Below are 23332 nucleotides of genomic sequence, written 5' to 3' on the forward strand. Positions count from 1 at the left end.
CTGGCAGCGCGGGCCAAAATCCCGCATAAAAGACCAAAGCCCAAAGCGGAGAGAAGAATGAGCGACGTGGTAGCCGTTGACGGCGCAACCCCGATGATGGCGCAATATCTGACCATCAAAGCGGAAAACCCCGATGCGCTGCTGTTCTACCGCATGGGCGATTTCTATGAGATGTTCTTTGACGATGCGCTGGCCGCCGCCGCTGCGTTGGATATCGCGCTGACCAAACGCGGCAAGCATATGGGCGAGGATATCGCGATGTGCGGCGTGCCTGTCCATGCCGCCGAAGGCTATCTGCTGACCCTGATCCGCAAGGGGTTTCGCGTCGCCGTCGCCGAGCAGATGGAAGATCCCGCCGAGGCGAAAAAGCGCGGATCAAAATCCGTCGTGCATCGCGCCGTGGTGCGCCTTGTCACCCCCGGCACCTTGACCGAGGACAGCCTGCTCGAGGCGCGCCGCCACAACTATCTTGCCGCCTATGCCGAGGTGCGCGACGAGGGGGCGCTGGCCTGGGTCGACATTTCCACCGGCGCGCTGGTGGTCATGGAATGCCCGCCCGCCCGTCTTGCGCCCGAACTTGCGCGTCTATCCCCGCGCGAGATGCTGCTGGCCGATGGCAGTGCCAGCGATGAAATTGCGCGCAGTGCCGGTGCAACGGTGACCACACTGGGCCGCGCGTCATTTGACAGCACCAATGCGGCTAAACGCCTGTGCGATCTATATAATGTGGCCTCGCTGGATGCCTTTGGCAGCTTTACCCGCGCCGAGATTGCCGCCATGGGTGCAATTGCCGATTACATCGCAATTACGCAAAAAGGAAAGCTTCCGCTGATCCGGCCGCCCGTGCGCGAGGGGCTGAACAGCCTGATGCAGATCGACGCCACGACCCGCAAGTCGTTAGAGCTGACGCAAGCGCAAGGTGGCGGGCGCGCTGGATCGCTGCTGGACGCCATCGACCGCACCCAGACCCGCGGCGGGCGCCCGCCTGCTCGAGCGGCGCCTTGCCGCCCCCTCGCGCCATCTGCCGACGATCCAGTCGCGGCTAGAGGTAACGGGCTATCTGCTGGAAAACCGAATGCTGGCGGAACGGCTGCGCGACCAGTTGCAAAGCGTCCATGATATTGAACGCGCGCTGTCACGTCTGGCACTGGAACGCGGCGGCCCGCGCGATATGGCGGCGATCCGCAATACGATCGCGGTCGCCGGCGCGATTGCAGCACTGCCAACCGACGCGCTGCCCGATGGTTTGGCCGAAGCCTTTGCCGCGCTTGGCGGGCTGGATGATCTTTTGGGCCTACTGGACGCCGGGCTTGTGGCCGAGCCGCCCTTGCTGGCGCGCGATGGTGGCTTTGTCGCGGGTGGCTATGACGCAGAGCTGGACGATACCCGCCGTCTGCGCGACGAGGGCAGGGGCGTTGTCGCCAGCCTGCAGGCGCGCTACGCCGAAACCGCTGGCGTCTCTAGCCTGCGGATCAAGCATAATAACGTGCTGGGCTATTTCATCGAGACCACCGCCACCCATGCCGAAAAGATGCTGGCGCCGCCCTTGAACGAGACGTTCATTCACCGCCAGACCACTGCGAACCAGATCCGCTTTACCACGCTGGAACTGTCCGAGCTGGAAACCCGTATCCTGAACGCGGGCGGCCATGCGCTGGGATTGGAAAAGCGGTTCTACGATATGTTCCGCGCGGCGATTCTGGATCAATCCGGCCCCATCGGCGCATTATCGCGCGCGCTGGCGCAGATCGACCTGGCCTGCGCGCAGGCCGATTTGGCGCTGGCGCTGGATTGGGTGCGCCCGCAGGTGGACGACAGCCGCGCCTTTGCGATCACCGGCGGCCGTCACCCGGTGGTTGAGCAGGCGCTGCGCAAGGCGGGGCAGCCCTTTGTCGCCAATAGCTGCGATCTGAGCCAGGATTCCATCTGGTTGCTGACCGGCCCCAACATGGCGGGTAAATCGACCTTTCTGCGCCAGAACGCGCTGATTGCGATCCTTGCCCAGATGGGCAGCTATGTTCCGGCAGAATCCGCCCATATCGGCATGGTCAGCCAGATTTTCAGCCGCGTCGGTGCATCCGACGACCTCGCACGGGGGCGGTCGACCTTTATGGTCGAAATGGTGGAAACCGCTGCGATCCTGAACCAGGCCGATGACCGCGCGCTGGTCGTGCTGGATGAAATCGGGCGCGGCACGGCAACTTATGATGGTTTATCAATTGCTTGGGCAACGCTAGAGCATTTGAACCAGGTGAACCGCTGCCGCGCGATCTTTGCGACCCATTACCACGAGATGGCCCAACTTGCGCAGCGGCTGGACGGCGTCGCCAATGCCACCGTCACTGTGCGCGAATGGGAGGGGGATGTGATCTTCCTGCACGAGGTGCGCATGGGCACCGCCGATCGCAGTTATGGCGTGCAGGTGGCGCGCCTTGCGGGCCTGCCCGCATCGGTCGTCGCGCGCGCCCGCACCGTGCTGGAGACGCTAGAGGCCGGCGAGCGCACCGGCGATAAACCAAAAGCACTGATCGACGATCTGCCGCTGTTCGCCGCCATCCCCGCCGCACCTCCGCCAGCAAAAGCGAAACCATCAGCGGTCGAGGATCGCCTGCGCGGCATGAGCGCGGACGAGCTGACCCCGCGCGCCGCGCTGGATCTGGTGTATGAATTGCAGGGCCTGCTGGAAAAGAAATGACCCGCCTTTTGGGGGCGGGCCACTCACATTAGGCGGGTGTAGACGAGACGCCGACCTTTGCCGCGCGCAGCAAACGGTCGTGCAGCATAAAGCCGACCTGCATCACCTGAATAATCTCGCCGGATTTGGTGCCGGGGACGGGGGCTTCGAACATCGCCTCATGCTGCTGCGGATCGAACTTGTCACCGGCTGCGGGGGCAATCTGTTTGATGCCATGACGGGCGAAAACGGCAACCAGCTCGCGCATGGTCAGGTCGATCCCCTCGATGAGGGCAGCATTCGCCTCGCGCTGCTCGTCGGTGATTGCCTCGAGCGCGCGGGTCAGGTTGTCGTAAACCGGCAGCATATCGCGCGCCAGTTTCGAGCCGCCATAATTCTCGGCCTCGCGGCGGTCGCGGTCGGCGCGCTTGCGCATATTCTCGCTATCGGCAAAAGCGCGCAGCAAGCGGTCTTTCAGCTCGTCCCGCTCGGCAAGGGTGGCTTCCAGCGTGGCGGCCAGATCCTCGGCTTCCAGTTCTTCAGCCTCGGCCTCTTCCAGCATTTCGTCCAGCGACTGGAGATCCTTGTTGTCGTCCTGCATCTTTCTTCCTCAGCTACGCTCGGCAATCAGCTTGCCAACTAGTTGCGCGGTATAGTCCACGATCGGAATAATCCGACCGTAATTCAGTCGTGTCGGTCCGATGACGCCGATGGCGCCAACGATCTTACGGTCAGCGTTCATATAGGGAGACAGCACCAAAGAGGAACCCGTCAAAGAGAAAAGCTTGTTCTCTGACCCTATGAAAATGCGCACACCATCGCCAGAACGGGCCAAATCGAGGAATTCGGCGATATCACTTTGGCGTTCCAGATCATCAAACAGGTTGCGGATACGGTTCAGATCCTCGCCCGCATCCGTATCGGCCAACAGATTCCCCGTGCCGCGTACGATCAAACGGCCGGTCTTTTCGCCCTTTTCCTGCACCCAGGCGGCCACACCCGCCTGCACCAGCGCGCTTGCCAGGCTGTCAATCTCTTGCCGGCGCGCATCGATTTCAGCCGCAACCACCACCGATAGATCGCTCAGCGTCCGGCCGCCTGCAATCGCGCTCAGCATATTCGCGGCCTCGCGCATGGCAGAGGGGGTCAGACCCGCTGGCGGCGTGAACAAGCGGTTTTCAACATGGCCATCCGCAAACACCAGCACCACCAGCGCGCGGTCGGGCGAGAGTGAGACAAACTCGATCTGCCGTATCGGCGCGCTGTCGGTTTTGGGCGTTAGCACAACGCTGGCCCCGCGCGTCACACCCGAGAGCGCCGAGGACACGCGATCCAGCGCCGATGCCACATCACCTTCGCCCGAAAGCGTCGCATCCAGCTTTTGCCGGTCATCACCCGACAGGTCGGACACCTCCATCAGCCCGTCAACGAACATCCGCAGACCCGCCTGCGTCGGCACACGGCCCGCGCTGATATGGGGCGAACCCAGCAGACCCATATATTCCAGATCCTGCATCACATTGCGCACGGTCGCGGCGCTGACCTTTTCCGTCATATTGCGCGTCAGCGTGCGCGACCCCACCGGCGCGCCGGTATCAAGATAGCTTTCAACAACGCGTCGAAACACCTCGCGCGAGCGGGCGTTCATTTCGTCTAAAGGTAGCGTTTTATCAGACATCTTTGGCCTCTCACCGTAATATGGGAAAAGCGGGGGGAAAACTCAATCAGGCAAAGCGCCAAACGCCCTTGGCGTCGGGGCATTCGGGGTTTATGTCCCCCGCTAGAGCGACAGATATGAGGTGTCCCATGCGTCCCAGCGGCCGCAAGCCCGATGAAATGCGTAAAGTCACGATTGAAACCGGCGTCAGCCGGCATGCCGAAGGGTCGTGCCTGATCAAAATGGGCGATACGCATGTGCTGTGCACGGCATCGCTGGACGCGCGCGTGCCGCCGTTCCTGAAGAACTCGGGGCTGGGTTGGGTGACCGCAGAATACGGCATGCTGCCCCGCGCGACCCATTCGCGGATGAAGCGCGAGGCAAAAGACGGACAATCCGGCCGTACCCAAGAAATTCAACGGCTTGTAGGCCGCGCCCTGCGTGCGGGCGTGGATCGTGTGGCCTTGGGCGAGCGTCAGATCACCATCGACTGCGATGTGATTCAGGCCGACGGCGGCACGCGCTGTGCGGCCATCACCGGCGGTTGGGTCGCCTTGCGTTTGGCGGTGAACAAGCTGTTGAAAGCAGGTGTCATCATTAGCGATCCGCTGTCGGCGCCGGTTTCGGCGATCAGCTGCGGCATCTATGCCGGGCAAGCGCTGCTGGATCTGGACTATCCCGAAGATAGCGAAGCGGGCGTTGACGGCAATTTCATCATGACTGCCGATCGTCTGGTCGAAATTCAGATGTCCGCCGAAGGTGCCACATTCAGCCGTGCGCAGATGGATACGTTGCTTGATCTGGCGACGCAGGGCAATGCATGGCTGGCCGCCGCGCAGCTAGAGGCGGTGAAATGACCCGCCGTTTGGAACGCGCAAAGCTGCTGGTCGCGACCCATAACCGTGGCAAGCTGGACGAGATCCGCGCGCTGCTGGATGTGTTCGGGATGGATATCGTCTCGAACGCGGACTTCAACCTGCCCGAACCGGTCGAGAGCGGCACCACCTTTGTCGAGAATGCCCGGATCAAGGCACATGCAGGCGCCAAGGCCACGGGTCTGCCGACGCTGGCGGATGATTCCGGCCTGTCGATTGAGGCGCTTGATGGCGCGCCCGGCGTCTATACCGCCGATTGGTCCGAAGGGCCGAATGGGCGCGATTTCGTCATGGCGATGGCGCGCGTCCATGATGAGCTGCGTGCCACCGGCGCCGCGACGCCTTGGCGTGCCAAATTTTGCTGTACCCTCGTGTTGGCCTGGCCCGACGGCCATGACGAAGTGTTCGAAGGCGAAGTCCACGGCCAAATCGTCGCGCCGCGCGGCGAACATGGTCACGGCTATGATCCGATTTTCCTGCCCGACGGGATGACAGAAACCTTTGGCGAGATGGACCAGATTGAAAAGAACTTCATCAGCCATCGTGCCAATGCGTTTGAGAAACTGGTAAAGGGCTGCTTTGCATAGTTTTTCCGGCTCAGAGGATTGGCGCGACGGGGGCTTTGGCCTTTATATCCATTGGCCATTTTGCATGGCCAAATGCCCCTATTGCGACTTTAACAGCCATGTCGCGCAGCATATCGACCAATCCCGCTGGGCCGCCGCCTATGAGGTCGAGATTGACCGCATCGCCGCTGAAACCGAAGGGCGGGTGCTGAACTCGGTCTTTTTTGGCGGCGGCACGCCCAGTTTGATGCTGCCCGAGACTGTTGATCGCGTGCTCTCGCGCGTCCGCGCCCGCTGGAGCTTGGCGAATGATGTCGAGATTACGCTGGAAGCAAACCCAACCTCGGTCGAGGCGGGGCGTTTTCATGGCTATCGCGACGCCGGGGTCAACCGCATCTCGATGGGCGTGCAATCGCTGAACGAGCGGGATCTGAAAGCGCTGGGGCGGATGCATTCGGTGACCGAGGCCCGCGCCGCCTTTGACATTGCGCGCGACGTGTTCGACCGCGTCAGCTTTGACCTGATTTACGCCCGACAACATCAAACGCCAGAAGATTGGCGGGCGGAACTCAGCGAAGCCTTGTCGATGGCGGTCGATCACCTGTCGCTGTATCAACTGACGATCGAGCCGAATACAGCCTTTGGCGCGCGCTATGATCGCGGCCTGCTGCGCGGATTGCCCGACGAAGACAACGCCGACGAGATGTGGGACATCACGCAAGAGGTCGCAGATCGGCTTGGCTTTCCCGCCTATGAGATTTCCAACCACGCACGGGCAGGGGCCGAAAGCCGGCACAATTCCGTCTATTGGCGCTATGGCGATTATGCGGGCATTGGCCCCGGCGCGCATGGACGGTTGACGTTGAACGGCCAGCGCTATGCGACCGAGACGCCGCTCGCGCCCGGACGCTGGCTGGAAGACGTTGAAAAGACGGGGAAATCAGAAACCGTTCGCGCAGCGCTGACACCGACCGATCAGTTGGAAGAATTCGTGATGATGGGCCTGCGCCTGTCTGAAGGCATCAGTAAGGCACGGCTCTACCGTTTGGGCGGCGCGCGCCTGCAAGCCAATATCGACCGCGTGATCGAGATCGGCATGCTGGAACAGGTGGGGGATAGCCTGCGGACGACCACTGCGGGTCGCCCTGTTCTGAACGCGATTTTGCGCGAAGTTCTGGCGGATTAGCCGCCAGACAGCAGCCGCAGCACGTCGTCCAGCTGCGCCAAATCCTTATATCTCAGTGTAATCGATCCGCTTTCCTGGCCCGGAAGGTGGTCGATGCTGATATCCATTTTCAATGTCGCAGACAGTTCTTTTTCCAACGCGACAGTATCGGCGTCCTTCGCCTGCTCGGACTTTGTCGCGCGTGGACGCGGCTTTGACCCCGGCGAGGCGGGATCGCGGGTCAGACGCTCGGCCTCGCGCACCGAAAGGTTGCGCGTGACAATGTGCTGTGCAAGCTCTTCGGCCTTTGGGTGCCCGATCAGCGTGCGGGCATGGCCCGCAGACAGCGCGCCCAGTACAACCTTTTCCTGAACGGTATCAGGCAGTTGCAGCAGACGGATCAAGTTCGCGATATGGCTGCGGCTTTTGCCAAGGGCGGTCGCCATCTGCTCTTGCGTATGGCCGAAACGCTCCATCAATTGACGGTAGCCGGCGGCCTCATCAATCGCGTTCAAATCTGCGCGCTGGATATTCTCGATGATTGCGATTTCCAACACTTCCGTGTCGGAATAGCTGCGATGAACGACCGGAACCTCGTGCAGACGGGCGCGCTGCGCCGCGCGCCAACGGCGTTCACCCGCGACGATCTGATATTGCCCCGGCCGACCGGGGTCCGCGCGCACGATCAGCGGCTGGATAATGCCTTTTTCACGGATCGAGGCGGTCAGCTCGTCCAAAGCCTCTTCGTCGAAATGACGACGTGGCTGATCAGGGTTGGGGTGAACATGTTCAATTGGAACACGCATATCAGGCCTACGCGGTTTTTCTTCGTTGGTATCGGCGGCGACATCAGCCATCAAAGCCGACAATCCACGGCCCAAAGCACGGGTTCGGACGGGTTTTTCGGCCATGGCAGCTCCTTTTAATTTTCGCGGGCGATAAGTTCTTCGGCAAGTCGACGATAGGCTTCGGCGCCGGTTGAGGTCGGATCATACGACAAAACCGGCATCGCGAAAGAGGGCGCTTCCGACAGCCGCACATTACGCGGAATTACGGTGCGGAAAACCAGCTCGCCCAGATTGTCGCGCGCGTCAGCCTCGACCTGCAGCGACAGGTTGTTGCGCTTATCATACATGGTCAGGGCGATACCCTCGATCCGCAGGTCCGCATTCGCAACGGATCGCACTTCGCGCACGGTCAACATCAGCTGCGACAACCCCTCGAGGGCGAAAAATTCGCTTTGCAGCGGTACCAGCACTGAATGGGCGGCAACCATTGCATTGATCGTCAGAATGTTCAGCGACGGCGGGCAGTCGATCAGCACGTAATCAAACGCGCTCACTGCGCCGCGCAAACGATCACGCAGCAGGAACGAGCGTCGTTCATCGTCAACAACCGCGATATCTGCCGATGACAGATCCGTTGTCGCGGGCACTAACCATATGTTTTCGAACGCGGTTTTCTGCGTCGCTGCGGCCAGGCTTGCCTCGCCCAATATCACATCATAGGTCGTGGTATCGCGCTGATCGGGCGTGATTCCGAACCCTGTCGAGGCGTTGCCCTGCGGATCAAGGTCGATCAGCAGCACGCGACGTGCATTTTCAGCCAAGGCTGCCGCCAGATTGATTGCCGTCGTCGTCTTCCCCACGCCGCCCTTTTGGTTGGCGATGGCGATTATCTTAGACATGACGAAGCCCCTCTAGCCGCAGAATCGTGCCGTCGCCAGACTGGCTTGGAATCTCGGTCAGGTCAAAGGTCCAGAGGCTGCGGGCCTGCTGTATTTCTGCGCCGGCGCGGCGGCCTTTGGGAAAAAGACAGATCCCGCCGGTCTGCAAATGGGGCGCCGCAAAAGCACACAGCATGTCCAGCGCCGCAAGCGCACGCGCCGAAATGACATCCGCCGATAGCGCCGGTAGCGCTTCGATGCGTTTGGATTCGACGCGCGCATTGGTCAATCCAAGGCTGCGAACAGCGGTGCGCAAGAAGGTCGCCTTGCGCTGATCGCTTTCGACCATCACAACCTGACCACCCGTTTCGCGCGCTAAAACGGCGATTATAATGCCCGGAAGGCCGCCGCCACTGCCGAAATCTGCCCAGGTTTTCCACTGAAAATCCTGGGGAAGCGCCGTATAAACCTGAACGGAATCAAGGATATGGCGTTGCCATATCTCGTCCTCGGATGCGGCAGAGATCAGATTGATCTTTTGCGTCCATTTCAGGATCAGCGCGGCGAATTCGCGCAGCAGCGCCTCGGTTTCACGTGAAACGTTGACGTTAGGGAGGAGGTTCACCAGATCCGTCATGCCGACTGGCTCATTGCGCCAAAGCGGCGCACCGCGATGGAGATCAGCAACATGGCCGAGGGCGTCATGCCCTCGATTTTAGCGACCTGCGCCATATTACCGGGACGAATGCGGCCCAGTTTCAGGGCGAGTTCGCTAGACAGGCCGGGCAGGGCAGTGAAACTCATTTCAGCCGGAATGGTCAGATTTTCATCACGCTGCAGCGCGGCAATGTCACGGTTCTGCCGATCCATATAGCTGGAATAAAGGGCGTCACGCTTGATCTGCGCCTGTATATCACCCGGCACGTCAGACATCTCGGGCGCAAGGCTGATGATCGTATCAAAGCTGGTATCCGACAACGCCAGTACACCAAGACCGTCACGGCTTTCTTTATCCGCATTAATGTTGACGCCAGCCGCCGCCAGCGCGCGGGCGGTGAATTTCACGCCCTCAAGCCGCGCGCGGACATCATTCAGGCCATCGCGCTTGGCGGCATAGGCCTGCCAACGCGCGTCCTTCACCGCGCCATTCTCGCGACCCCATTCTGTCAGGCGCTGATCCGCATTATCCGCGCGCAGCGACAAGCGAAACTCTGCGCGCGAGGTGAACATGCGATAGGGTTCGGTCACGCCACGGGTAATCAGATCGTCGATCATCACGCCGATATAGGAATTTGCGCGGCTGAAGATCATGGCCTCTTGGCTTAATGCTTTGGCAGCAGCATTCAGTCCAGCGGCCAGCCCCTGGGCGGCGGCTTCCTCATATCCGGTCGTGCCGTTGATCTGACCGGCAAGGTATAGGCCAGGCAGGGCCTTGACCTCTAGCGAGGCGCTGAGCGCACGCGGATCGACATAGTCATATTCAATCGCATAGCCGGGCTGGGTAATGACGGCGTTTTCTAACCCTTTGATAGAATGCACATAATCGGCCTGAACATCCTGTGGCAGCGACGTCGAGATTCCGTTGGGATAGACCGTATGATCGTCCAGCCCTTCTGGCTCGAGGAAAATCTGGTGCGATTCCTTGTCCGCAAAGCGCACAATTTTATCTTCGATCGAGGGGCAATAACGCGGGCCGATCCCCTCGATATGGCCGCCATACATCGCCGAACGTGATAGGTTTTCGCGAATGATATCGTGCGTGCGCGCATTCGTATGCGTGATTCCGCAAGAAATCTGGCGTGCGGGTGGCACTTTGTTCAAGAATGAAAACATCACCGGCACATCATCGCCCGGCTGACTTTCCAACACCGACCAGTCAATCGTGCGACCATCCAGACGGGGAGGGGTGCCCGTTTTCAATCGGCCCAGCGGCAAGGCCAGCGCGCGCATCCGTTCCGCCAAACGGACCGAGGGCTGCTCGCCCATGCGGCCACCTGCGTGGGATTTATCACCGATGTGAATAACGCCGCGCAGGAACGTGCCGGTCGTCAGCACCACAGCGCGGGTCGCAATCTGCGCGCCATCCGCAAGTTCAACGCCAGTAACAACACCGTCTTTTACAACAAGATCAACGACTTCGCCCTGAACGACAGTCAGGTTGGGGGTCGCCATAATTTCGCGCTGCATCTGTGTGCGATAACGTGCACGGTCGGCCTGTGCGCGGGGGCCCTGTACCGCTGGACCCTTTTTCAGGTTCAACATGCGGAACTGAATGCCAGCGTAATCGGCGACGCGGCCCATGACACCGTCCATCGCGTCAACCTCGCGCACGAGGTGCCCTTTCCCCAGACCGCCAATCGCAGGGTTACAGGACATCACACCGATGCCTGCCTGCGACAATGTCACAAGGGCCGTTCGCGCCCCTTTGCGCGCAGCTGCACTGGCAGCCTCGGCCCCGGCGTGGCCGCCACCAACAACGACAACATCGAAATCCAGATGTTCCACGTGAAACACTCCTATTTGCCGATGCAGAAACTGGAGAAAATCTCGCCTAGAATATCCTCGACATCGATCCGCCCGACAAGGGAATCGATAGCGCGGATGGCGAGGCGCAGATCCTCGGCAACCAAGTCGGCCTTTTCTACCGCATCGGGCAAAAGGTCAATAACCTCGGCCATCAGCGTTATGGCATGCACCATCGCCAGCCGGTGCCGCTCGCGCATGGCGACCCCGACCGAGGCGACGCGCGCAGACAATTCCTGTTCGATATGTCCGGTCAGCCGCTGCACACCATAACCGGTCAGGCCGGAAATCCCGTTCACATCACCAGTCTCGTCGCCGCGCGGATGCAGCACGATATCACCGGGTTGAATGGGTAGCTCGGGCAGCTCGTCCGCCGCAACAATATGAACACGAATATCGGCAAGTTCAGCGCGGCTACGCGCGCGAGCAATGCCGATCTGCTCGACCTCGTCCGCCGTCTCGCGCAGTCCAGCGGTATCCAGCAATGTCACGGGCAGACCCGCGATATCCATGCGCACCTCGATCACATCGCGGGTTGTGCCTGCAACATGAGAGGTGATCGCCGCATCGCGACCCGCTAAATAATTGAGAAGCGTAGATTTTCCGACATTCGGGCGGCCGACAATCGCAACCTCGAACCCATCGCGCAGACGTTCGGCGACGGAAACCCCAGCCACCTCTGCCTCAAGCGCGATCAGAACATCCACCAGCAGTCCCTCGACCTCGGGGCGGACATCGACGGGGACATCTTCGTCGGCGAAATCAATCGTGGCTTCGATCAGCGCCGCGGCGCGCAGCAGTTTTGCGCGCCAGACATTCGCCTTGGCGCCCATCGCACCCTGAAAAATGCGCATCGCTTGGCGACGCTGCATTTCAGTTTCGGCGTCGATCAGATCAGCCAGCCCCTCGACCTGGGCCAGATCAAGGCGACCATTTTCCAATGCGCGGCGCGTGAATTCACCCGCTTCGGCTGCGCGCAAATCGGCGTTATTCCCCAAGATGCGCAAGACCGCCTGCACAATCGCGGGACTGCCGTGCAAATGCAGCTCGACCACAACCTCGCCGGTAAAGCTGCGACCGTGATCAAAACTCAGCACCAAGGCCTCATCGACCACCTCAGCCCCCTCGCGCAGCAATCGCAAGCTGCGACCGTGAACGGGCAGGGGACCGGCCAATTGTTCAACGGCTGTCCGCGCCGCAGGCCCGGACAGTCGAATGACAGCGACCCCCGCACGGCCGCGGGCGGTGGCCAGTGCGAAGATCGTATCCATCACAGGGCCTTACGAATTCATCGAGTCGAAGAAGTCGGAATTGGACTTGGTCTGCTTCAGCTTGGAAATCAGGAAGTCCATCGCATCCGTTGTGCCCATCGGGTTCAGAATACGGCGCAGCACATAGGTTTTCTGCAGATCTTTCGCATCAACCAGCAAGTCTTCCTTACGGGTGCCCGATTTCAGAATATCGACAGCCGGGAAGACGCGCTTATCTGCGACCTTACGGTCCAGCACAATCTCGCTGTTACCGGTGCCCTTGAATTCTTCAAAGATCACCTCGTCCATGCGGCTGCCGGTATCGATCAGCGCGGTGGCGATAATGGTCAGGCTGCCGCCTTCTTCGATATTACGCGCAGCACCAAAGAAGCGCTTGGGGCGTTGCAGGGCGTTTGCATCCACACCGCCGGTCAGCACCTTGCCCGAGGACGGCACAACCGTGTTATAGGCGCGACCAAGGCGCGTGATCGAATCCAGCAAGATGACGACATCGCGCTTATGCTCGACCAGACGTTTGGCTTTTTCAATGACCATCTCAGCCACAGCGACGTGACGGGTCGCAGGCTCGTCAAAGGTCGAGGACACAACCTCGCCCTTCACCGAACGCTGCATGTCGGTCACTTCCTCGGGACGTTCGTCGATCAGCAGCACGATCAGATAGCACTCGGGGTGGTTCACCTCGATCGAATGGGCGATGTTCTGCAGCAGCACGGTTTTACCGGTGCGCGGCGGCGCCACGATCAGCGCGCGCTGGCCCTTACCAATCGGTGCGACCAGATCAATGATCCGGGCCGAGCGATCCTTGATAGTCGGGTCCTCGATCTCCATCTTCAGGCGCTCGTCGGGATAAAGCGGCGTCAGGTTGTCGAAAGCAACCTTGTGGCGGGCGCGGTCGGGATCTTCGAAGTTGATCGTCTCGACCGTGATCAGGGCGAAATAACGCTCGGTCTCGGACGGCTCTTGCATCACGCCCGATACGGTGTCGCCGGTGCGCAGGCTATATTGGCGGATCATGTCAGGGCTGACATAAATGTCATCGGGGCCGGGCAGATAGTTTGCCTCGGGGCTGCGCAGGAAACCAAAGCCGTCTTGCAGCACTTCCAGCACACCGTCGCCGCCGATGGTCCAATCCTCTTCGGCGCGCTCTTTCAGGATGGCGAACATCATGTCGCCTTTACGCATCGTCGATGCGTTTTCGATTTCCAGCTCTTCGGCCAGCGCCAGCAGATCCTTGGGGCTACGCGCCTTCAGGTCGGAAAGGTTCAAACGGAATTCTTCGCTCATGGAAATCGCCTGTATGGCTGGTGACCAGCAAATCGCGCGTCAATGTAAAAGGGAGAGCTTTTGCCCCGAACGGGGAAGCTTGGCCCTGACATAGGGTATCAAGCCCGGTGAGTCAACCAAGGCGCAACCGGTCTCTCTATCCTTAATAAGATAAAGATAAAGAAAGATTGATGATTCAGTAGGGCAGTGGATAAGTGGTCATTCTTGACTTACCCACAGGCTTATCAGGATTTTTGCGGTTCGATGTACTGTGATATATATCTAAATATATCAGTTATTTAACTGAAAATTATGAGAGAAAGTGCAGCCTTTCAACAACGCTTGGTTTATCCTTATCCACTGTGGAGGAATCGGGCTTGAATCAGGGGGGGACTCAGGGCTTTCTCCACCGCGAAGGTGCGGGGCAGATTTCGGCGAAATTCTCGACAGAGTCCCGCGCAGAGTTATCCAAGGATTTATACACAGGATGGCAAATCAGCCCGACATCATTTTGGCCTCTGGCTCGGCCATTCGCGCGCAGTTGCTGACACAGGCTGGAATCACCTTCCGTGTGCAGCAAGCGCGCGTGGATGAAGAAACCATTCGTGCCTCGCTGCAGGCCGAGGGGGCAAAGCCACGCGATATCGCCGATGCTTTGGCCGAGATGAAGGCGATGCGCGGCGCGATGCGTGCGCCTGCCGCGCTTGTGATTGGTTGCGACCAGATCCTAGAGATTGACGGTCAGATTTTGTCCAAGCCGGAAACACCGGCCGACGCGCTGGCACAACTGAAACTGCTGCGCGGAAAAGTGCATAAGCTGCTGTCTGCGGCCGTTATTTACAAGGATGGCGAACCGCAATGGCGCCATGTCGGCGAGGTGCGCCTGGCCATGCGCGATGCGTCCGATAGCTATCTGGATAGCTATGTTGCGCGCAATTGGCCCGCGATTGGTGAATGCGTCGGCGCTTATCAGCTTGAGGGCGAAGGGGTGCGTCTTTTCACACGCATTGACGGTGATTATTTCAATGTGCTCGGGCTGCCTTTGCTCGAGTTGCTTTCTTATTTATCCTTGCGTGGTATCATTCCGTCATGACTGAACATCGCATTCCCCTTGCCGGCGTGATCGGCAACCCGATCGCACATTCGCGCTCGCCCAAGGTGCATGGCCACTGGCTGGCCCGCTATGGTTTGACGGGGCATTACGTGCCGCTGCATGTCGAAGATGGCGATCTGGCGCAGGTTCTGCACACCCTGCCGCAGATGGGGTTTGTCGGCGTGAATGTGACGATCCCGCATAAGGTGCGTGCGCTGGAACTTGCGGATGCGATCAGTGATCGCGCGACGCTGATCGGGGCTGCAAATACGCTGACCTTTCGTGACGGTAAAATTTACGCAGATAATACAGATGGTTACGGTTTTCTTGCCAATATCAAGCAAGAGGCGCCAGAGTGGAATCCCGCCTCGGGCCCCGCGCTGGTTCTGGGGGCCGGGGGGGCTGCGCGTGCGGTGATTGTCGCGCTGCTTGAGGCTGGCGTGCCTGAGGTGATCCTTGCCAACCGCACGCGGTCAAAGGCCGAGGGGCTGCGTGCAGATTTCGGCGCGCGCATTCGCACAATTGAATGGGTGACATCGGGCGAGGCGATCGGCGACGCGGCCACAATTATCAACACCACCGCGCTGGGGATGCAGGGGCAGCCGGAATTGCGCCTTGATCTGTCGGGTTTTCGGCGCGGGCAGGTGGTGAATGATATCGTTTATACCCCCCTGATGACGCATTTCCTGACCGAGGCGCAGGCGCGTGGTGCCACCACCGTCGACGGTCTGGGGATGCTTTTGCACCAGGCGGTTCCCGGCTTTGAACGCTGGTTCGGTCAGCGCCCCGAAGTGGATGAGCCCCTGCGGCAGGCCGCCCTCGCATGAGCTTTCTGCTGGGGCTGACAGGCTCGATCGGGATGGGCAAGTCAACAACGGCTGGCCTTTTCAAGGCAGAGGGAGTCCCCGTTTGGGATGCCGATGCCGTGGTTCACAAACTTTACCAGCGGGGCGGGGCGGCGGTTGCGCCATTGTCAAAAATTTTTACCACCGCAATTCAGGACGGCGCGGTGGATCGGTTGAAGTTGCGCCAACTGCTGAAAGACAACCCCGGCCAGATCAAGGCTTTGGAGGATATCGTCCATCCCCTGACCGCCGCAGATCGCGCGGATTTCATTGCCGAACACGCGGATGCGCCGGTGCTGCTGTTCGATATTCCGCTGCTGTTCGAGATCAGGGCAGACCTGTGGCTCGACGCTGTAACCGTTGTCACCGCGGCGCCCGATGTGCAGCGCGCCCGGGTCATGGCGCGGGCAGGGATGGACGACGCCCTGTTCCAGCAGCTATTGCAGCGGCAGATCCCCGATGCTGAAAAACGCGCCCGTGCGGATTATATAATCGAGACAACCAGTATCGATGCCGCCCGCGCCCGCGTGCAGCAGATACTGCAGCAGATCACAGGTGAGGCTGATGCGTGAAATCGTAATGGATACAGAAACCACCGGGTTCGAGCCTGAGACCGGTGACCGTATCGTCGAAATCGGCTGTGTCGAGCTGCTGAACCATCTGCCGACGGGCCGCACCTATCACCAATACATCAACCCTCAGCGTGACATGCCCGAAGATGCGTTCAAGGTGCATGGCCTGAGTGCCGAATTCCTGTCGGACAAACCGCTTTTTGCGCAAGTTGCACAGGATTTTCTGGATTTCATCGGCGATGCGAACCTTGTGATCCACAATGCGGCGTTTGACGTGAAATTCCTGAACGCCGAACTGGGCTGGGTGAAAAAGCCGCTGATCGCACCTGCACGCGCGGTGGATACGCTGCTGATCGCGCGCAGACGCTTTCCGGGGGCGCAGAACTCGCTGGATGCCCTTTGCCGCCGCTTTGGCATCGACAATTCAAAACGCACCTTGCACGGCGCGCTGCTGGATAGTGAAATTCTGGCAGAGGTTTATCTAGAGCTGATCGGCGGGCGTCAGCCCGACTTTGGCCTTTCAGCGGCGGCGAGCACGCCCGCTCAGGGCAATGTCACGCGCAGCGCATGGCGCCCACAGCCGCGCCCTAACCCCCTGCCAACACGTCTGACTGAGGATGAGGCCAAGGCCCACGCCGCCTTTGTCGAGAAACTCGGGCCAGAGGCGGCGTGGAATTCGTAATTACTGGATCGTCTGCGGCGCGGGTTCTGCGCCTTCTTTTGCAGCGGCGGCGCGGCGCGCCAGCTCGTTGCGGTACAGACCAAAGAAGTCGATCATATCGAGATTCACGGTCGGGAAGCCGCCATCACGCGCAACATCCGCCACGATGCGGCGCACGAACGGGAAGGTGATGCGCGGGCATTCTACCAGCAGATAGGGGTGCAGCTGTTCAGCGGGCACGCCTTCGATGTGGAAGACGCCGGCATATTCCAGCTCCAGCACGAATAGCACTTCGTTCGAGCCCGACGTTTTCGACGTCAGGTTCAGCTTGGTGATGACTTCGTATTGGGTATCCGACCGCTTGCGCGCATCCAGTGAAACCTGCACCTGCAATTCGGGCTGCGGGGTGCCGGTGATGCCTTTGCGGGCGACGACGTTTTCAAACGACAGGTCGCGGATATATTGCGTCAGGATGCGCGTGTTGACGCGAACCGGTTCGCCCGCGGCGGGTGCTGCGCCTTGCGGCGTGGTTTCGGGGCTATCGGACATTGTTTTTCTCCGGCCTGATAAGGGTCGCCACAGTGGTAGCGGTTAGGGCAAGGGGCTTCAATGCCTATCGCCTGCCTTATTTCTGATCATCCTGCGGGTGTTGCCGCCAGACCGAATTCTCGTTCGCCGCGCCGCCAACCTGCGGGGCGCGCGTATCAACTTCGGTAAACTCTCCGTCAATGACGCCCTCGTTGCGCCCATGGGCGGCGCCATAGCTGGCGGTGCGGATGTTCAGGCGGCTTTGCAGGCGCTGCCACAGAAACTGGCGTACCGCAGGGATCAGCAGCACCGCACCCAGCGCAGAGCTGACAAGGCCCGGAACGATCAACAGACCGCTGGCGAATGCCTTTAATGTGCCGTCGCCCATCTGCTGGACAGGGTTTTCACGTCCCCCGCGCGCAGCAAAGGCGAAACCGCTTTGCATGGCCTGTGCGGCCTGCAGGCCCAGACGGCGCAGCGTCCAGACACCTAAAGCCGTTGACCCCAGCACCAACAGCAATGTCAGCCCCACACCTATTTCGCTGCCGATCATCACAAAGGCAGCGATCTCGATCAGGATCAGGGCTGGGAACAGCCAAAATAAAGGCATCTCTCTCTCCGAGCTTTCGGGTATTTCCCGTTGGGCAAAAGGTAGACTTGCGTCAAGCTGATGCATAGATAGGTGCGAACAGTAGATTTTACCACATCCGGCCCCTTCTGCGGGCCGAAAGCGGGAAAGGGACCACATGAACTCTCCGATCATCCAGATCATCATCCTCGCTGCGATCGCGATTTTCCTGATCCTGCGCCTGCGATCGGTGCTGGGGTCACGTGACGGGTTCGAAAAGCCGATTGCGCAGGTCCCCCCCGAAGAAGCGCGCAAGCGTCCGACCCTGGATGTGATCGAGGGCGGCCCCGACCGTGATATCGTCGATCATGTCCCCGAAGGTAGCGCCACCGCCTTGATCATCGGCCAGATGAAAAAGGCCGAGCCCAGCTTTAGCCTTAGCGAATTCCTGTCCGGCTCGCGCGGGGCCTATGAGATGATCCTGATGGCGTTCGAGCGGGGTGATATCGAACCCGTGCGCGGCTTTATCGCGCCCGAGGTTTTTGATGCCTTCGCGGGTGTGATTGCTGACCGCCAGGCCCGCGGCCTTAAAGTCGAGGCGCATTTCATCGGTATCCGCGACGTTGGTCTGGATGATGCCGCCTTTGATCCCGCTACGGGCGAGGCAGAGCTAGTCGTCCGCTTTGTCGCCGAGATGACATCCGTGGTGCGCGATGCCGATGGCACCGTTGTCGAGGGCGCACCTGATGTTGCAAAACGCCAGAAAGACGTCTGGACCTTTGCCCGCAAGATGGGCGCGTCCGATCCGAACTGGACGCTGGTTGCGACGGGCGGTTGATGTGGGATGGCGCGGCGTGGTCGCAATGCAAGCGCGGATGAGCGCGCCCTTTGGGATCTCGTCACGCGGCGCGATACGCGCCTAAAGCTGGACAAAAGCGGCTTCACGCCGCTTGCCAGCCCGATGAAAGCACCGGTTGTGGTTGATGTGCCCGCGCCGGTGTTCACGCCTTTGGCCCCGGCGCCGTTCCGGTTGGGGCAAAAGGCGGGCACGAAAAAGCCCAGGCATGACATCGCCCCCCCGATCCATGAAAGCCTGTCGCGTGCACCGCTGCAGATGGATGCGAAAACCCACAAGACCATGGTGCGCGGCAAGCTGCACCCCGAGGGGCGCATCGATCTGCATGGCATGACCATGGACGAGGCGCATCCTGCCTTGCTGTCCTTCATCGCCCATTCGCATATGATGGGACGCCGGTTGGTTCTGGTGATCACCGGCAAAGGCAAACAGCGCGAGGAATTTGCGCCGATGCCGTCCCGCATGGGTGTGCTGCGCCACGCGGTGCCGCAATGGCTGCGCATGGCACCCCTGCATGGAATGGTATTAGAGGTGCGCCCAGCCCACATCAGCCACGGGGGCATGGGCGCCTATTACGTCTACTTGCGCCGCCGTCGTTAGGCGTTCAGCGCATCGCGCGCCGCTCTCAAAGCTTCTTCATAGACCGTCAGGTCAGATGTCGGCAGCAGCACATCGCCCGCGGGGCGCAGCACTTTGCCGCCGCGCGACAAAATTCCGCCGTCCAGCATCAGATTATCGGCAAAGCCATGCGCCTCGACCGATTGGCCATCAACTGTTGCGCGCATATGGCCGGTGTCGTCCATCGCCACCTCGCCCTTATACCATTCATCCGCCGTCCGCGGGCCAAAGTCGCGCGGGTCGTTGGTATAGGCAAAGACCGGGCGTTCCAGCGCGCAGAAAAAGCCGACCTCGAATGCGGTGCCGGGGTCGATGCTGACACCGCGAAACGGGGTCATATTGGCGATCATCACCTGGGCCCGTTGCATCACCTGTTCGTTGATGCGGGCGATGGCGATGCCCGCTTCGCGTTTGTCAGCGGGCAAGGTGCCAAAGCCAAGGCCGGGGCCGATCACGTCAAATCCGTAATCGGCGGCCATTTCACGTTTGCGGGCCAGCACAGCTTTGGCATCGGGGTAGAACACCTCGGGGCCGGCGATATAGAGCGTTTTGGTCATAGAGGCCTGATGGTTAAAGGACGTAACGGCTGAGGTCGCTTTGGCGTGCAAGCTGCCCCAGATGGCGGTCAACATAGGCGCCGTCGATCACCACCTGTTGCCCCGATTGCTCGGGCGCGTCAAACGACAGATCCTCGAACACGCGCTCAATGACCGTATAAAGGCGGCGGGCGCCAATGTTTTCGACGCTTTGGTTCACTTCGGCGGCGATGCGGGCGATGGCGGCGATGCCGTCTTCGGTAAAGCTGACATCGACGTCCTCGGTCGCCATCAAGGCGGTGTATTGGCGGGTCAGGGCGTTCTCCGTCTCGGTCAGGATGCGGATGAAATCATCCTCGGTCAGGGCCGTCAGCTCGACGCGGATCGGCAGGCGACCCTGCAACTCGGGCAGCAGATCCGAAGGCTTTGCAACGTGAAACGCGCCCGACGCAATGAACAGGATATGGTCGGTTTTCACCGGCCCATGTTTGGTCGAAACCGTCGTCCCCTCGATCAGCGGCAGCAGATCGCGCTGGACACCCTCGCGGCTGACATCGGCACCGCGCGCATCACTGCGGGCGGCAACTTTGTCGATTTCATCAATGAAAACAATGCCGGACTCTTGCACGGCTTTCAGCGCAGCGACCTTCACCGCCTCATCGTCAAGCAGCTTGTCGGCTTCGTCATTCAGCAGCGCATCATGGCTTTCTGCGACGGTCAGCCGCTTTTTCACGCGGCGCGCACCAAAAGCTTTGCCAAAGATATCGCCCAGATTGACCATATTCCCCATGCCGGGCTGTCCGGGCAGCTCGAACTGTGGCTGGGCGGCGGTATCGGGCACCTCGATCTCGATTTCAGTGCCGTCCAACTCGCCGTTGCGCAGCTTTTGGCGGAACATCTCGCGGGTCTGCTCGCGCGCGCCTTCGCCTGCGATCGCGCTGATAACGCGTTCTTCGGCGCTCGCAACGGCACGCTGGCGCACATCGGCGCGCATATATTCACGGGTCTCGATAATGGCGGCATCGACCAGATCGCGGATGATCTGTTCCACGTCACGGCCAACATAGCCGACCTCGGTGAACTTGGTCGCCTCGACCTTAATAAAGGGTGCGCGCGCCAGTTTCGCCAAGCGGCGAGAGATTTCGGTTTTACCAACGCCGGTCGGCCCGATCATCAGGATGTTCTTTGGATAAACCTCGTCGCGCATCGCATCATCCAGATGATTGCGCCGCCAGCGGCTGCGCAGCGCGACGGCAACGGCGCGTTTGGCATCATGCTGGCCGACGATATGGCGATCCAGCGCGGCGACAATCTGGCGGGGAGTTAGGTCGGTCATTGTCATTCTTCCGATATTCAGGCGGGCAACAGATCGGGGTTTTTCGGGGCTGACAGCTGTTCCAGCGTCACGTTCCCATTGGTGTAAACACAGATCTCGGCCGCAATTGACATGGCGCGGCGGGCGATATTCTCGGCATCAAGATCGGTCGACATCAGCGCGCGGGCAGCGGCAAGGGCATAGTTCCCGCCCGATCCGATGGCGGCGACATCATGTTCCGGCTCTAGCACGTCGCCTGCGCCGGTGACGACCAGCAGCGCATCACCATCGGTGACGATCAGCATCGCCTCTAGCTTTTGCAGGTATTTATCGGTGCGCCAGTCTTTGGCGAGTTCGACACAGGCACGGGCCATCTGGCCGGGGGCGGCCTCTAACTTGCGCTCAAGCCGTTCCAGCAGCGTGAAGGCATCTGCGGTCGATCCGGCAAAGCCGACCAGCACGGGGCGACCACCGGGGTTCAGGCGGCGCACCTTGCGGGCGGTGCCTTTGATCACGGTCTGGCCAAGGCTGACCTGACCATCGCCCGCGATGACCACTTTGCCATTCTTGCGCACGCCGATGATCGTCGTGCCGTGCCAGCCGGGAAAATCACTTTGGCTCATCGGGCTCTCCTTTAATCCTTGGGGGACATATGCGCATGAATGACCGAAAGGAAAAGGGGCGCGCGGATAGGGGCTTGAAACTGGGCGCGATCAGGGTGGAAATGGGGCGAAATTCCGCGAAAGGACCCCGGATGCCCAACGATCGCCGCGCCATTATCATCGACACCGACCCATCGCCCGATGATGCCGTAACCTTCTTGATGGCGCTGGGATCGCCCGATGAAATTGACCTGCTGGCGATTACGACAGTGGGTGGCAATGTGCCGCTGCATTACACCACCCGCAACGCGCTGATGGCGCTAGAGCTGGTGAACCGCACCGATGTGCCGGTCTATAAAGGTGCCGAGGGCCCGCTGATGGTGCCGCTTGAGACCGCCGAACATGTCCATGGCCGCACGGGTTTCGACGGCTATGACCTGCCCGAACCCAAAGCCACCGCCGCCGCGGGCTTTGCCCCCGAAAAAATCGTCGAGCTGGTCATGTCCCGCCCCAAGGGCACGGTGACACTGGCCTGTCTTGCGCCCCTGACCAACATCGCATTGGCGATGCTGCTCGAGCCGAAACTGGCCGGCCACCTGCGCGAGATTGTCCTGATGGGCGGCGCGCGCACCGAGGGTGGCAATATCACCCCCGCCGCCGAATATAACATCTATGCCGACCCCGAGGCCGCTTGGCGCGTGATGAACAGCGGCGTGCCGGTGGTGATGATCCCGCTGGATTGCACGCATAAGGCGCTGACGACCACGCCCCGCATGAATGCGCTGCGCGCCTATCCCCAGCCGCATATCGAGCCGTTCTATCACCTGCTGATTGCGAACAAGGCCTATAACGCGCGTCAGGACGGCACCGATGGCGGCCCGCTGCACGACCCGACCGTGGTCGCCTATATCCTGCGCCCCGAGATTTTCGCGGGCCGTCATGTGAATGTGGAGATTGCGCTGCAGGCGCCCACGCGCGGTATGACCGTCGTCGATTGGCGCAGCGTGACGGGCAAGCCCGCGAATGCGCTTTATCTGCCGGATATCGATGCCGACGCCTATTATGCGCTGGTCTGGGAACGTTTGGCCGCAGCCTATCGTCCCGTGTAATGAAAAGGGCCGCCCCATCGGGCGGCCCTAGATCTTTAGACCGACTCGTCGATCCAGGATTTCAGCGCAGCTTTGGGCGCAGCGCCGGCACGGGTCGAGACGATCTTGCCTTCTTTAAAGATGAACAGCGCAGGGATGCCGCGAATGCCGAGGGCCGAGGCAATGCCCGGGTTCTCGTCCACGTTCACCTTTGCGATCTTCACATTCTCGCCGTATTCGCTGGCCAGCTCTTCCAAAGCCGGACCGATCATACGGCAAGGGCCACACCATTCGGCCCAGAAATCAACAACGACAGGCACATCTGCGTTCACGACGTCCTGCTCAAAGCTGGAATCGGTAACGGCGACGGTATTTTTGGACATGTTTCCC

Annotated in this window: 24 protein-coding genes and 1 pseudogene; 11 read left to right on the plus strand and 14 right to left on the minus strand. The window is 60.5% G+C overall.

What is annotated here, in order from left to right; all coding sequences use genetic code 11:
* Positions 1 to 57: 57 nt before the first annotated feature.
* Positions 58 to 2695, plus strand: a pseudogene (mutS, locus tag KVU_RS11785) (DNA mismatch repair protein MutS).
* A gap of 28 nt (positions 2696 to 2723) precedes the next feature.
* Here the strand turns inward: mutS and KVU_RS11790 are convergent.
* Positions 2724 to 3275 carry a nucleotide exchange factor GrpE gene (locus tag KVU_RS11790; protein WP_013385466.1) on the minus strand — a complete coding sequence of 184 codons (552 nt, stop codon included), beginning with the start codon at positions 3273 to 3275 and terminating at the stop codon, positions 2724 to 2726.
* A 9-nt stretch (positions 3276 to 3284) separates the two neighbouring features.
* Entirely contained in the window at positions 3285 to 4352 is a 1068-nt protein-coding gene (hrcA, locus tag KVU_RS11795) for a heat-inducible transcriptional repressor HrcA (RefSeq protein ID WP_013385467.1), read from the minus strand.
* 128 nt (positions 4353 to 4480) lie between these two features.
* Here hrcA and rph point away from each other — a divergent pair, with 128 nt between their 5' ends.
* Genes rph through hemW form a run of 3 tightly spaced genes read left to right on the plus strand, consistent with a single transcriptional unit; the run spans position 4481 to position 6958 of the window.
* Positions 4481 to 5188, plus strand: coding sequence for a ribonuclease PH (rph, locus tag KVU_RS11800; RefSeq protein WP_013385468.1), 708 nt, complete (start codon positions 4481 to 4483; stop codon positions 5186 to 5188).
* Positions 5185 to 5793, plus strand: coding sequence for an RdgB/HAM1 family non-canonical purine NTP pyrophosphatase (rdgB, locus tag KVU_RS11805; RefSeq protein ID WP_013385469.1), 609 nt, complete (start codon positions 5185 to 5187; stop codon positions 5791 to 5793). The genes rph and rdgB overlap by 4 nt, the downstream gene beginning before the upstream one ends.
* Positions 5786 to 6958, plus strand: coding sequence for a radical SAM family heme chaperone HemW (gene hemW, locus KVU_RS11810; protein WP_013385470.1), 1173 nt, complete (start codon positions 5786 to 5788; stop codon positions 6956 to 6958). Before rdgB ends, hemW begins: the two co-directional genes overlap by 8 nt.
* Here the strand turns inward: hemW and KVU_RS11815 are convergent.
* Genes KVU_RS11815 through rho form a run of 6 tightly spaced genes read right to left on the minus strand, consistent with a single transcriptional unit; the run spans position 6955 to position 13681 of the window.
* Entirely contained in the window at positions 6955 to 7848 is an 894-nt protein-coding gene (locus tag KVU_RS11815; RefSeq protein ID WP_013385471.1) for a ParB/RepB/Spo0J family partition protein, read from the minus strand. The genes hemW and KVU_RS11815 overlap by 4 nt on opposite strands.
* An 11-nt stretch (positions 7849 to 7859) precedes the next feature.
* Positions 7860 to 8624, minus strand: coding sequence for a ParA family protein (locus KVU_RS11820; protein ID WP_013385472.1), 765 nt, complete (start codon positions 8622 to 8624; stop codon positions 7860 to 7862).
* Complete coding sequence (gene rsmG / locus KVU_RS11825) at positions 8617 to 9240, minus strand: 16S rRNA (guanine(527)-N(7))-methyltransferase RsmG (protein WP_013385473.1); 624 nt, start codon at positions 9238 to 9240, stop codon at positions 8617 to 8619. Before rsmG ends, KVU_RS11820 begins: the two co-directional genes overlap by 8 nt.
* Complete coding sequence (mnmG, locus tag KVU_RS11830; RefSeq protein WP_013385474.1) at positions 9237 to 11108, minus strand: tRNA uridine-5-carboxymethylaminomethyl(34) synthesis enzyme MnmG; 1872 nt, start codon at positions 11106 to 11108, stop codon at positions 9237 to 9239. Before mnmG ends, rsmG begins: the two co-directional genes overlap by 4 nt.
* Positions 11109 to 11119: 11 nt before the next feature.
* A complete protein-coding gene (gene mnmE, locus KVU_RS11835) occupies positions 11120 to 12397 on the minus strand; it encodes a tRNA uridine-5-carboxymethylaminomethyl(34) synthesis GTPase MnmE (RefSeq protein ID WP_013385475.1) in 1278 nt (425 codons plus the stop codon).
* Positions 12398 to 12406: 9 nt separating this feature from the next.
* Complete coding sequence (gene rho / locus KVU_RS11840; protein ID WP_013385476.1) at positions 12407 to 13681, minus strand: transcription termination factor Rho; 1275 nt, start codon at positions 13679 to 13681, stop codon at positions 12407 to 12409.
* Between the two features lie 466 nt (positions 13682 to 14147).
* On the opposite strand from rho, the gene KVU_RS11845 reads away from it, so the two are divergent.
* Genes KVU_RS11845 through dnaQ form a run of 4 tightly spaced genes read left to right on the plus strand, consistent with a single transcriptional unit; the run spans position 14148 to position 16852 of the window.
* Positions 14148 to 14753, plus strand: a complete 606-nt coding sequence (locus KVU_RS11845) for a Maf family protein (protein ID WP_013385477.1) — start codon at positions 14148 to 14150, stop codon at positions 14751 to 14753.
* The gene (locus KVU_RS11850) at positions 14750 to 15580 is read left to right on the plus strand and encodes a shikimate dehydrogenase (RefSeq protein ID WP_013385478.1); all 831 of its coding nucleotides are present in this window, start codon (positions 14750 to 14752) and stop codon (positions 15578 to 15580) included. The genes KVU_RS11845 and KVU_RS11850 overlap by 4 nt, the downstream gene beginning before the upstream one ends.
* The gene (gene coaE, locus KVU_RS11855; RefSeq protein ID WP_013385479.1) at positions 15577 to 16170 is read left to right on the plus strand and encodes a dephospho-CoA kinase; all 594 of its coding nucleotides are present in this window, start codon (positions 15577 to 15579) and stop codon (positions 16168 to 16170) included. Before KVU_RS11850 ends, coaE begins: the two co-directional genes overlap by 4 nt.
* On the plus strand, positions 16163 to 16852 hold the full coding sequence (gene dnaQ / locus KVU_RS11860) for a DNA polymerase III subunit epsilon (RefSeq protein ID WP_014538049.1): 690 nt from the start codon (positions 16163 to 16165) through the stop codon (positions 16850 to 16852). Before coaE ends, dnaQ begins: the two co-directional genes overlap by 8 nt.
* On the opposite strand, the gene secB is transcribed toward dnaQ, so the two are convergent.
* Positions 16853 to 17380 carry a protein-export chaperone SecB gene (gene secB, locus KVU_RS11865; RefSeq protein WP_013385481.1) on the minus strand — a complete coding sequence of 176 codons (528 nt, stop codon included), beginning with the start codon at positions 17378 to 17380 and terminating at the stop codon, positions 16853 to 16855.
* Between the two features lie 76 nt (positions 17381 to 17456).
* Positions 17457 to 17969 carry an FxsA family protein gene (locus tag KVU_RS11870; RefSeq protein WP_013385482.1) on the minus strand — a complete coding sequence of 171 codons (513 nt, stop codon included), beginning with the start codon at positions 17967 to 17969 and terminating at the stop codon, positions 17457 to 17459.
* A gap of 136 nt (positions 17970 to 18105) precedes the next feature.
* On the opposite strand from KVU_RS11870, the gene KVU_RS11875 reads away from it, so the two are divergent.
* Both KVU_RS11875 and KVU_RS11880 read left to right on the plus strand, forming a co-directional pair.
* Complete coding sequence (locus KVU_RS11875) at positions 18106 to 18765, plus strand: Tim44/TimA family putative adaptor protein (protein ID WP_013385483.1); 660 nt, start codon at positions 18106 to 18108, stop codon at positions 18763 to 18765.
* Between the two features lie 6 nt (positions 18766 to 18771).
* Positions 18772 to 19383 (plus strand): Smr/MutS family protein, encoded by a 612-nt coding sequence (locus KVU_RS11880; protein WP_013385484.1) that lies wholly within the window; start codon positions 18772 to 18774, stop codon positions 19381 to 19383.
* On the opposite strand, the gene KVU_RS11885 is transcribed toward KVU_RS11880, so the two are convergent.
* The 3 genes from KVU_RS11885 to hslV are packed head-to-tail and all read right to left on the minus strand — an operon-like array spanning position 19380 to position 21875.
* Positions 19380 to 19958, minus strand: a complete 579-nt coding sequence (locus KVU_RS11885; RefSeq protein WP_013385485.1) for a nucleoside 2-deoxyribosyltransferase — start codon at positions 19956 to 19958, stop codon at positions 19380 to 19382. The two genes, KVU_RS11880 and KVU_RS11885, sit on opposite strands and share 4 nt — an antisense overlap.
* Positions 19959 to 19971: 13 nt before the next feature.
* The gene (hslU, locus tag KVU_RS11890) at positions 19972 to 21273 is read right to left on the minus strand and encodes an ATP-dependent protease ATPase subunit HslU (protein WP_060486226.1); all 1302 of its coding nucleotides are present in this window, start codon (positions 21271 to 21273) and stop codon (positions 19972 to 19974) included.
* 17 nt (positions 21274 to 21290) lie between these two features.
* The gene (gene hslV / locus KVU_RS11895; RefSeq protein ID WP_013385487.1) at positions 21291 to 21875 is read right to left on the minus strand and encodes an ATP-dependent protease subunit HslV; all 585 of its coding nucleotides are present in this window, start codon (positions 21873 to 21875) and stop codon (positions 21291 to 21293) included.
* A gap of 131 nt (positions 21876 to 22006) precedes the next feature.
* Between hslV and KVU_RS11900 the strand changes: the two genes are divergently transcribed.
* Complete coding sequence (locus tag KVU_RS11900) at positions 22007 to 22963, plus strand: nucleoside hydrolase (protein WP_013385488.1); 957 nt, start codon at positions 22007 to 22009, stop codon at positions 22961 to 22963.
* Between the two features lie 35 nt (positions 22964 to 22998).
* Here the strand turns inward: KVU_RS11900 and trxA are convergent, their stop codons facing one another.
* The gene (gene trxA / locus KVU_RS11905; protein ID WP_013385489.1) at positions 22999 to 23325 is read right to left on the minus strand and encodes a thioredoxin; all 327 of its coding nucleotides are present in this window, start codon (positions 23323 to 23325) and stop codon (positions 22999 to 23001) included.
* Positions 23326 to 23332 lie beyond the last annotated feature (7 nt).

This window comes from Ketogulonicigenium vulgare WSH-001 (assembly GCF_000223375.1).
GTDB classification, from domain to species: Bacteria; Pseudomonadota; Alphaproteobacteria; order Rhodobacterales; family Rhodobacteraceae; genus Ketogulonicigenium; species Ketogulonicigenium vulgare.

Bases quoted from the DNA above. Each gene is read 5' to 3' on its own strand.
- rho (WP_013385476.1), bottom strand. From the start codon at position 13,681: ATGAGCGAAGAATTCCGTTTGAACCTTTCCGACCTGAAGGCGCGTAGC.
- rph (WP_013385468.1), top strand. From the start codon at position 4,481: ATGCGTCCCAGCGGCCGCAAGCCCGATGAAATGCGTAAAGTCACGATT.
- KVU_RS11845 (WP_013385477.1), top strand. From the start codon at position 14,148: ATGGCAAATCAGCCCGACATCATTTTGGCCTCTGGCTCGGCCATTCGC.
- secB (WP_013385481.1), bottom strand. From the start codon at position 17,380: ATGTCCGATAGCCCCGAAACCACGCCGCAAGGCGCAGCACCCGCCGCG.
- hrcA (WP_013385467.1), bottom strand. From the start codon at position 4,352: ATGTCTGATAAAACGCTACCTTTAGACGAAATGAACGCCCGCTCGCGC.
- KVU_RS11885 (WP_013385485.1), bottom strand. From the start codon at position 19,958: ATGACCAAAACGCTCTATATCGCCGGCCCCGAGGTGTTCTACCCCGAT.
- KVU_RS11870 (WP_013385482.1), bottom strand. From the start codon at position 17,969: ATGCCTTTATTTTGGCTGTTCCCAGCCCTGATCCTGATCGAGATCGCT.
- hslV (WP_013385487.1), bottom strand. From the start codon at position 21,875: ATGAGCCAAAGTGATTTTCCCGGCTGGCACGGCACGACGATCATCGGC.
- KVU_RS11820 (WP_013385472.1), bottom strand. From the start codon at position 8,624: ATGTCTAAGATAATCGCCATCGCCAACCAAAAGGGCGGCGTGGGGAAG.
- KVU_RS11850 (WP_013385478.1), top strand. From the start codon at position 14,750: ATGACTGAACATCGCATTCCCCTTGCCGGCGTGATCGGCAACCCGATC.
- rdgB (WP_013385469.1), top strand. From the start codon at position 5,185: ATGACCCGCCGTTTGGAACGCGCAAAGCTGCTGGTCGCGACCCATAAC.
- KVU_RS11790 (WP_013385466.1), bottom strand. From the start codon at position 3,275: ATGCAGGACGACAACAAGGATCTCCAGTCGCTGGACGAAATGCTGGAA.
- coaE (WP_013385479.1), top strand. From the start codon at position 15,577: ATGAGCTTTCTGCTGGGGCTGACAGGCTCGATCGGGATGGGCAAGTCA.
- trxA (WP_013385489.1), bottom strand. From the start codon at position 23,325: ATGTCCAAAAATACCGTCGCCGTTACCGATTCCAGCTTTGAGCAGGAC.
- KVU_RS11815 (WP_013385471.1), bottom strand. From the start codon at position 7,848: ATGGCCGAAAAACCCGTCCGAACCCGTGCTTTGGGCCGTGGATTGTCG.
- KVU_RS11875 (WP_013385483.1), top strand. From the start codon at position 18,106: ATGAACTCTCCGATCATCCAGATCATCATCCTCGCTGCGATCGCGATT.
- rsmG (WP_013385473.1), bottom strand. From the start codon at position 9,240: ATGACGGATCTGGTGAACCTCCTCCCTAACGTCAACGTTTCACGTGAA.
- dnaQ (WP_014538049.1), top strand. From the start codon at position 16,163: ATGCGTGAAATCGTAATGGATACAGAAACCACCGGGTTCGAGCCTGAG.
- KVU_RS11900 (WP_013385488.1), top strand. From the start codon at position 22,007: ATGCCCAACGATCGCCGCGCCATTATCATCGACACCGACCCATCGCCC.
- hslU (WP_060486226.1), bottom strand. From the start codon at position 21,273: ATGACCGACCTAACTCCCCGCCAGATTGTCGCCGCGCTGGATCGCCAT.
- mnmE (WP_013385475.1), bottom strand. From the start codon at position 12,397: ATGGATACGATCTTCGCACTGGCCACCGCCCGCGGCCGTGCGGGGGTC.
- KVU_RS11880 (WP_013385484.1), top strand. From the start codon at position 18,772: ATGGCGCGGCGTGGTCGCAATGCAAGCGCGGATGAGCGCGCCCTTTGG.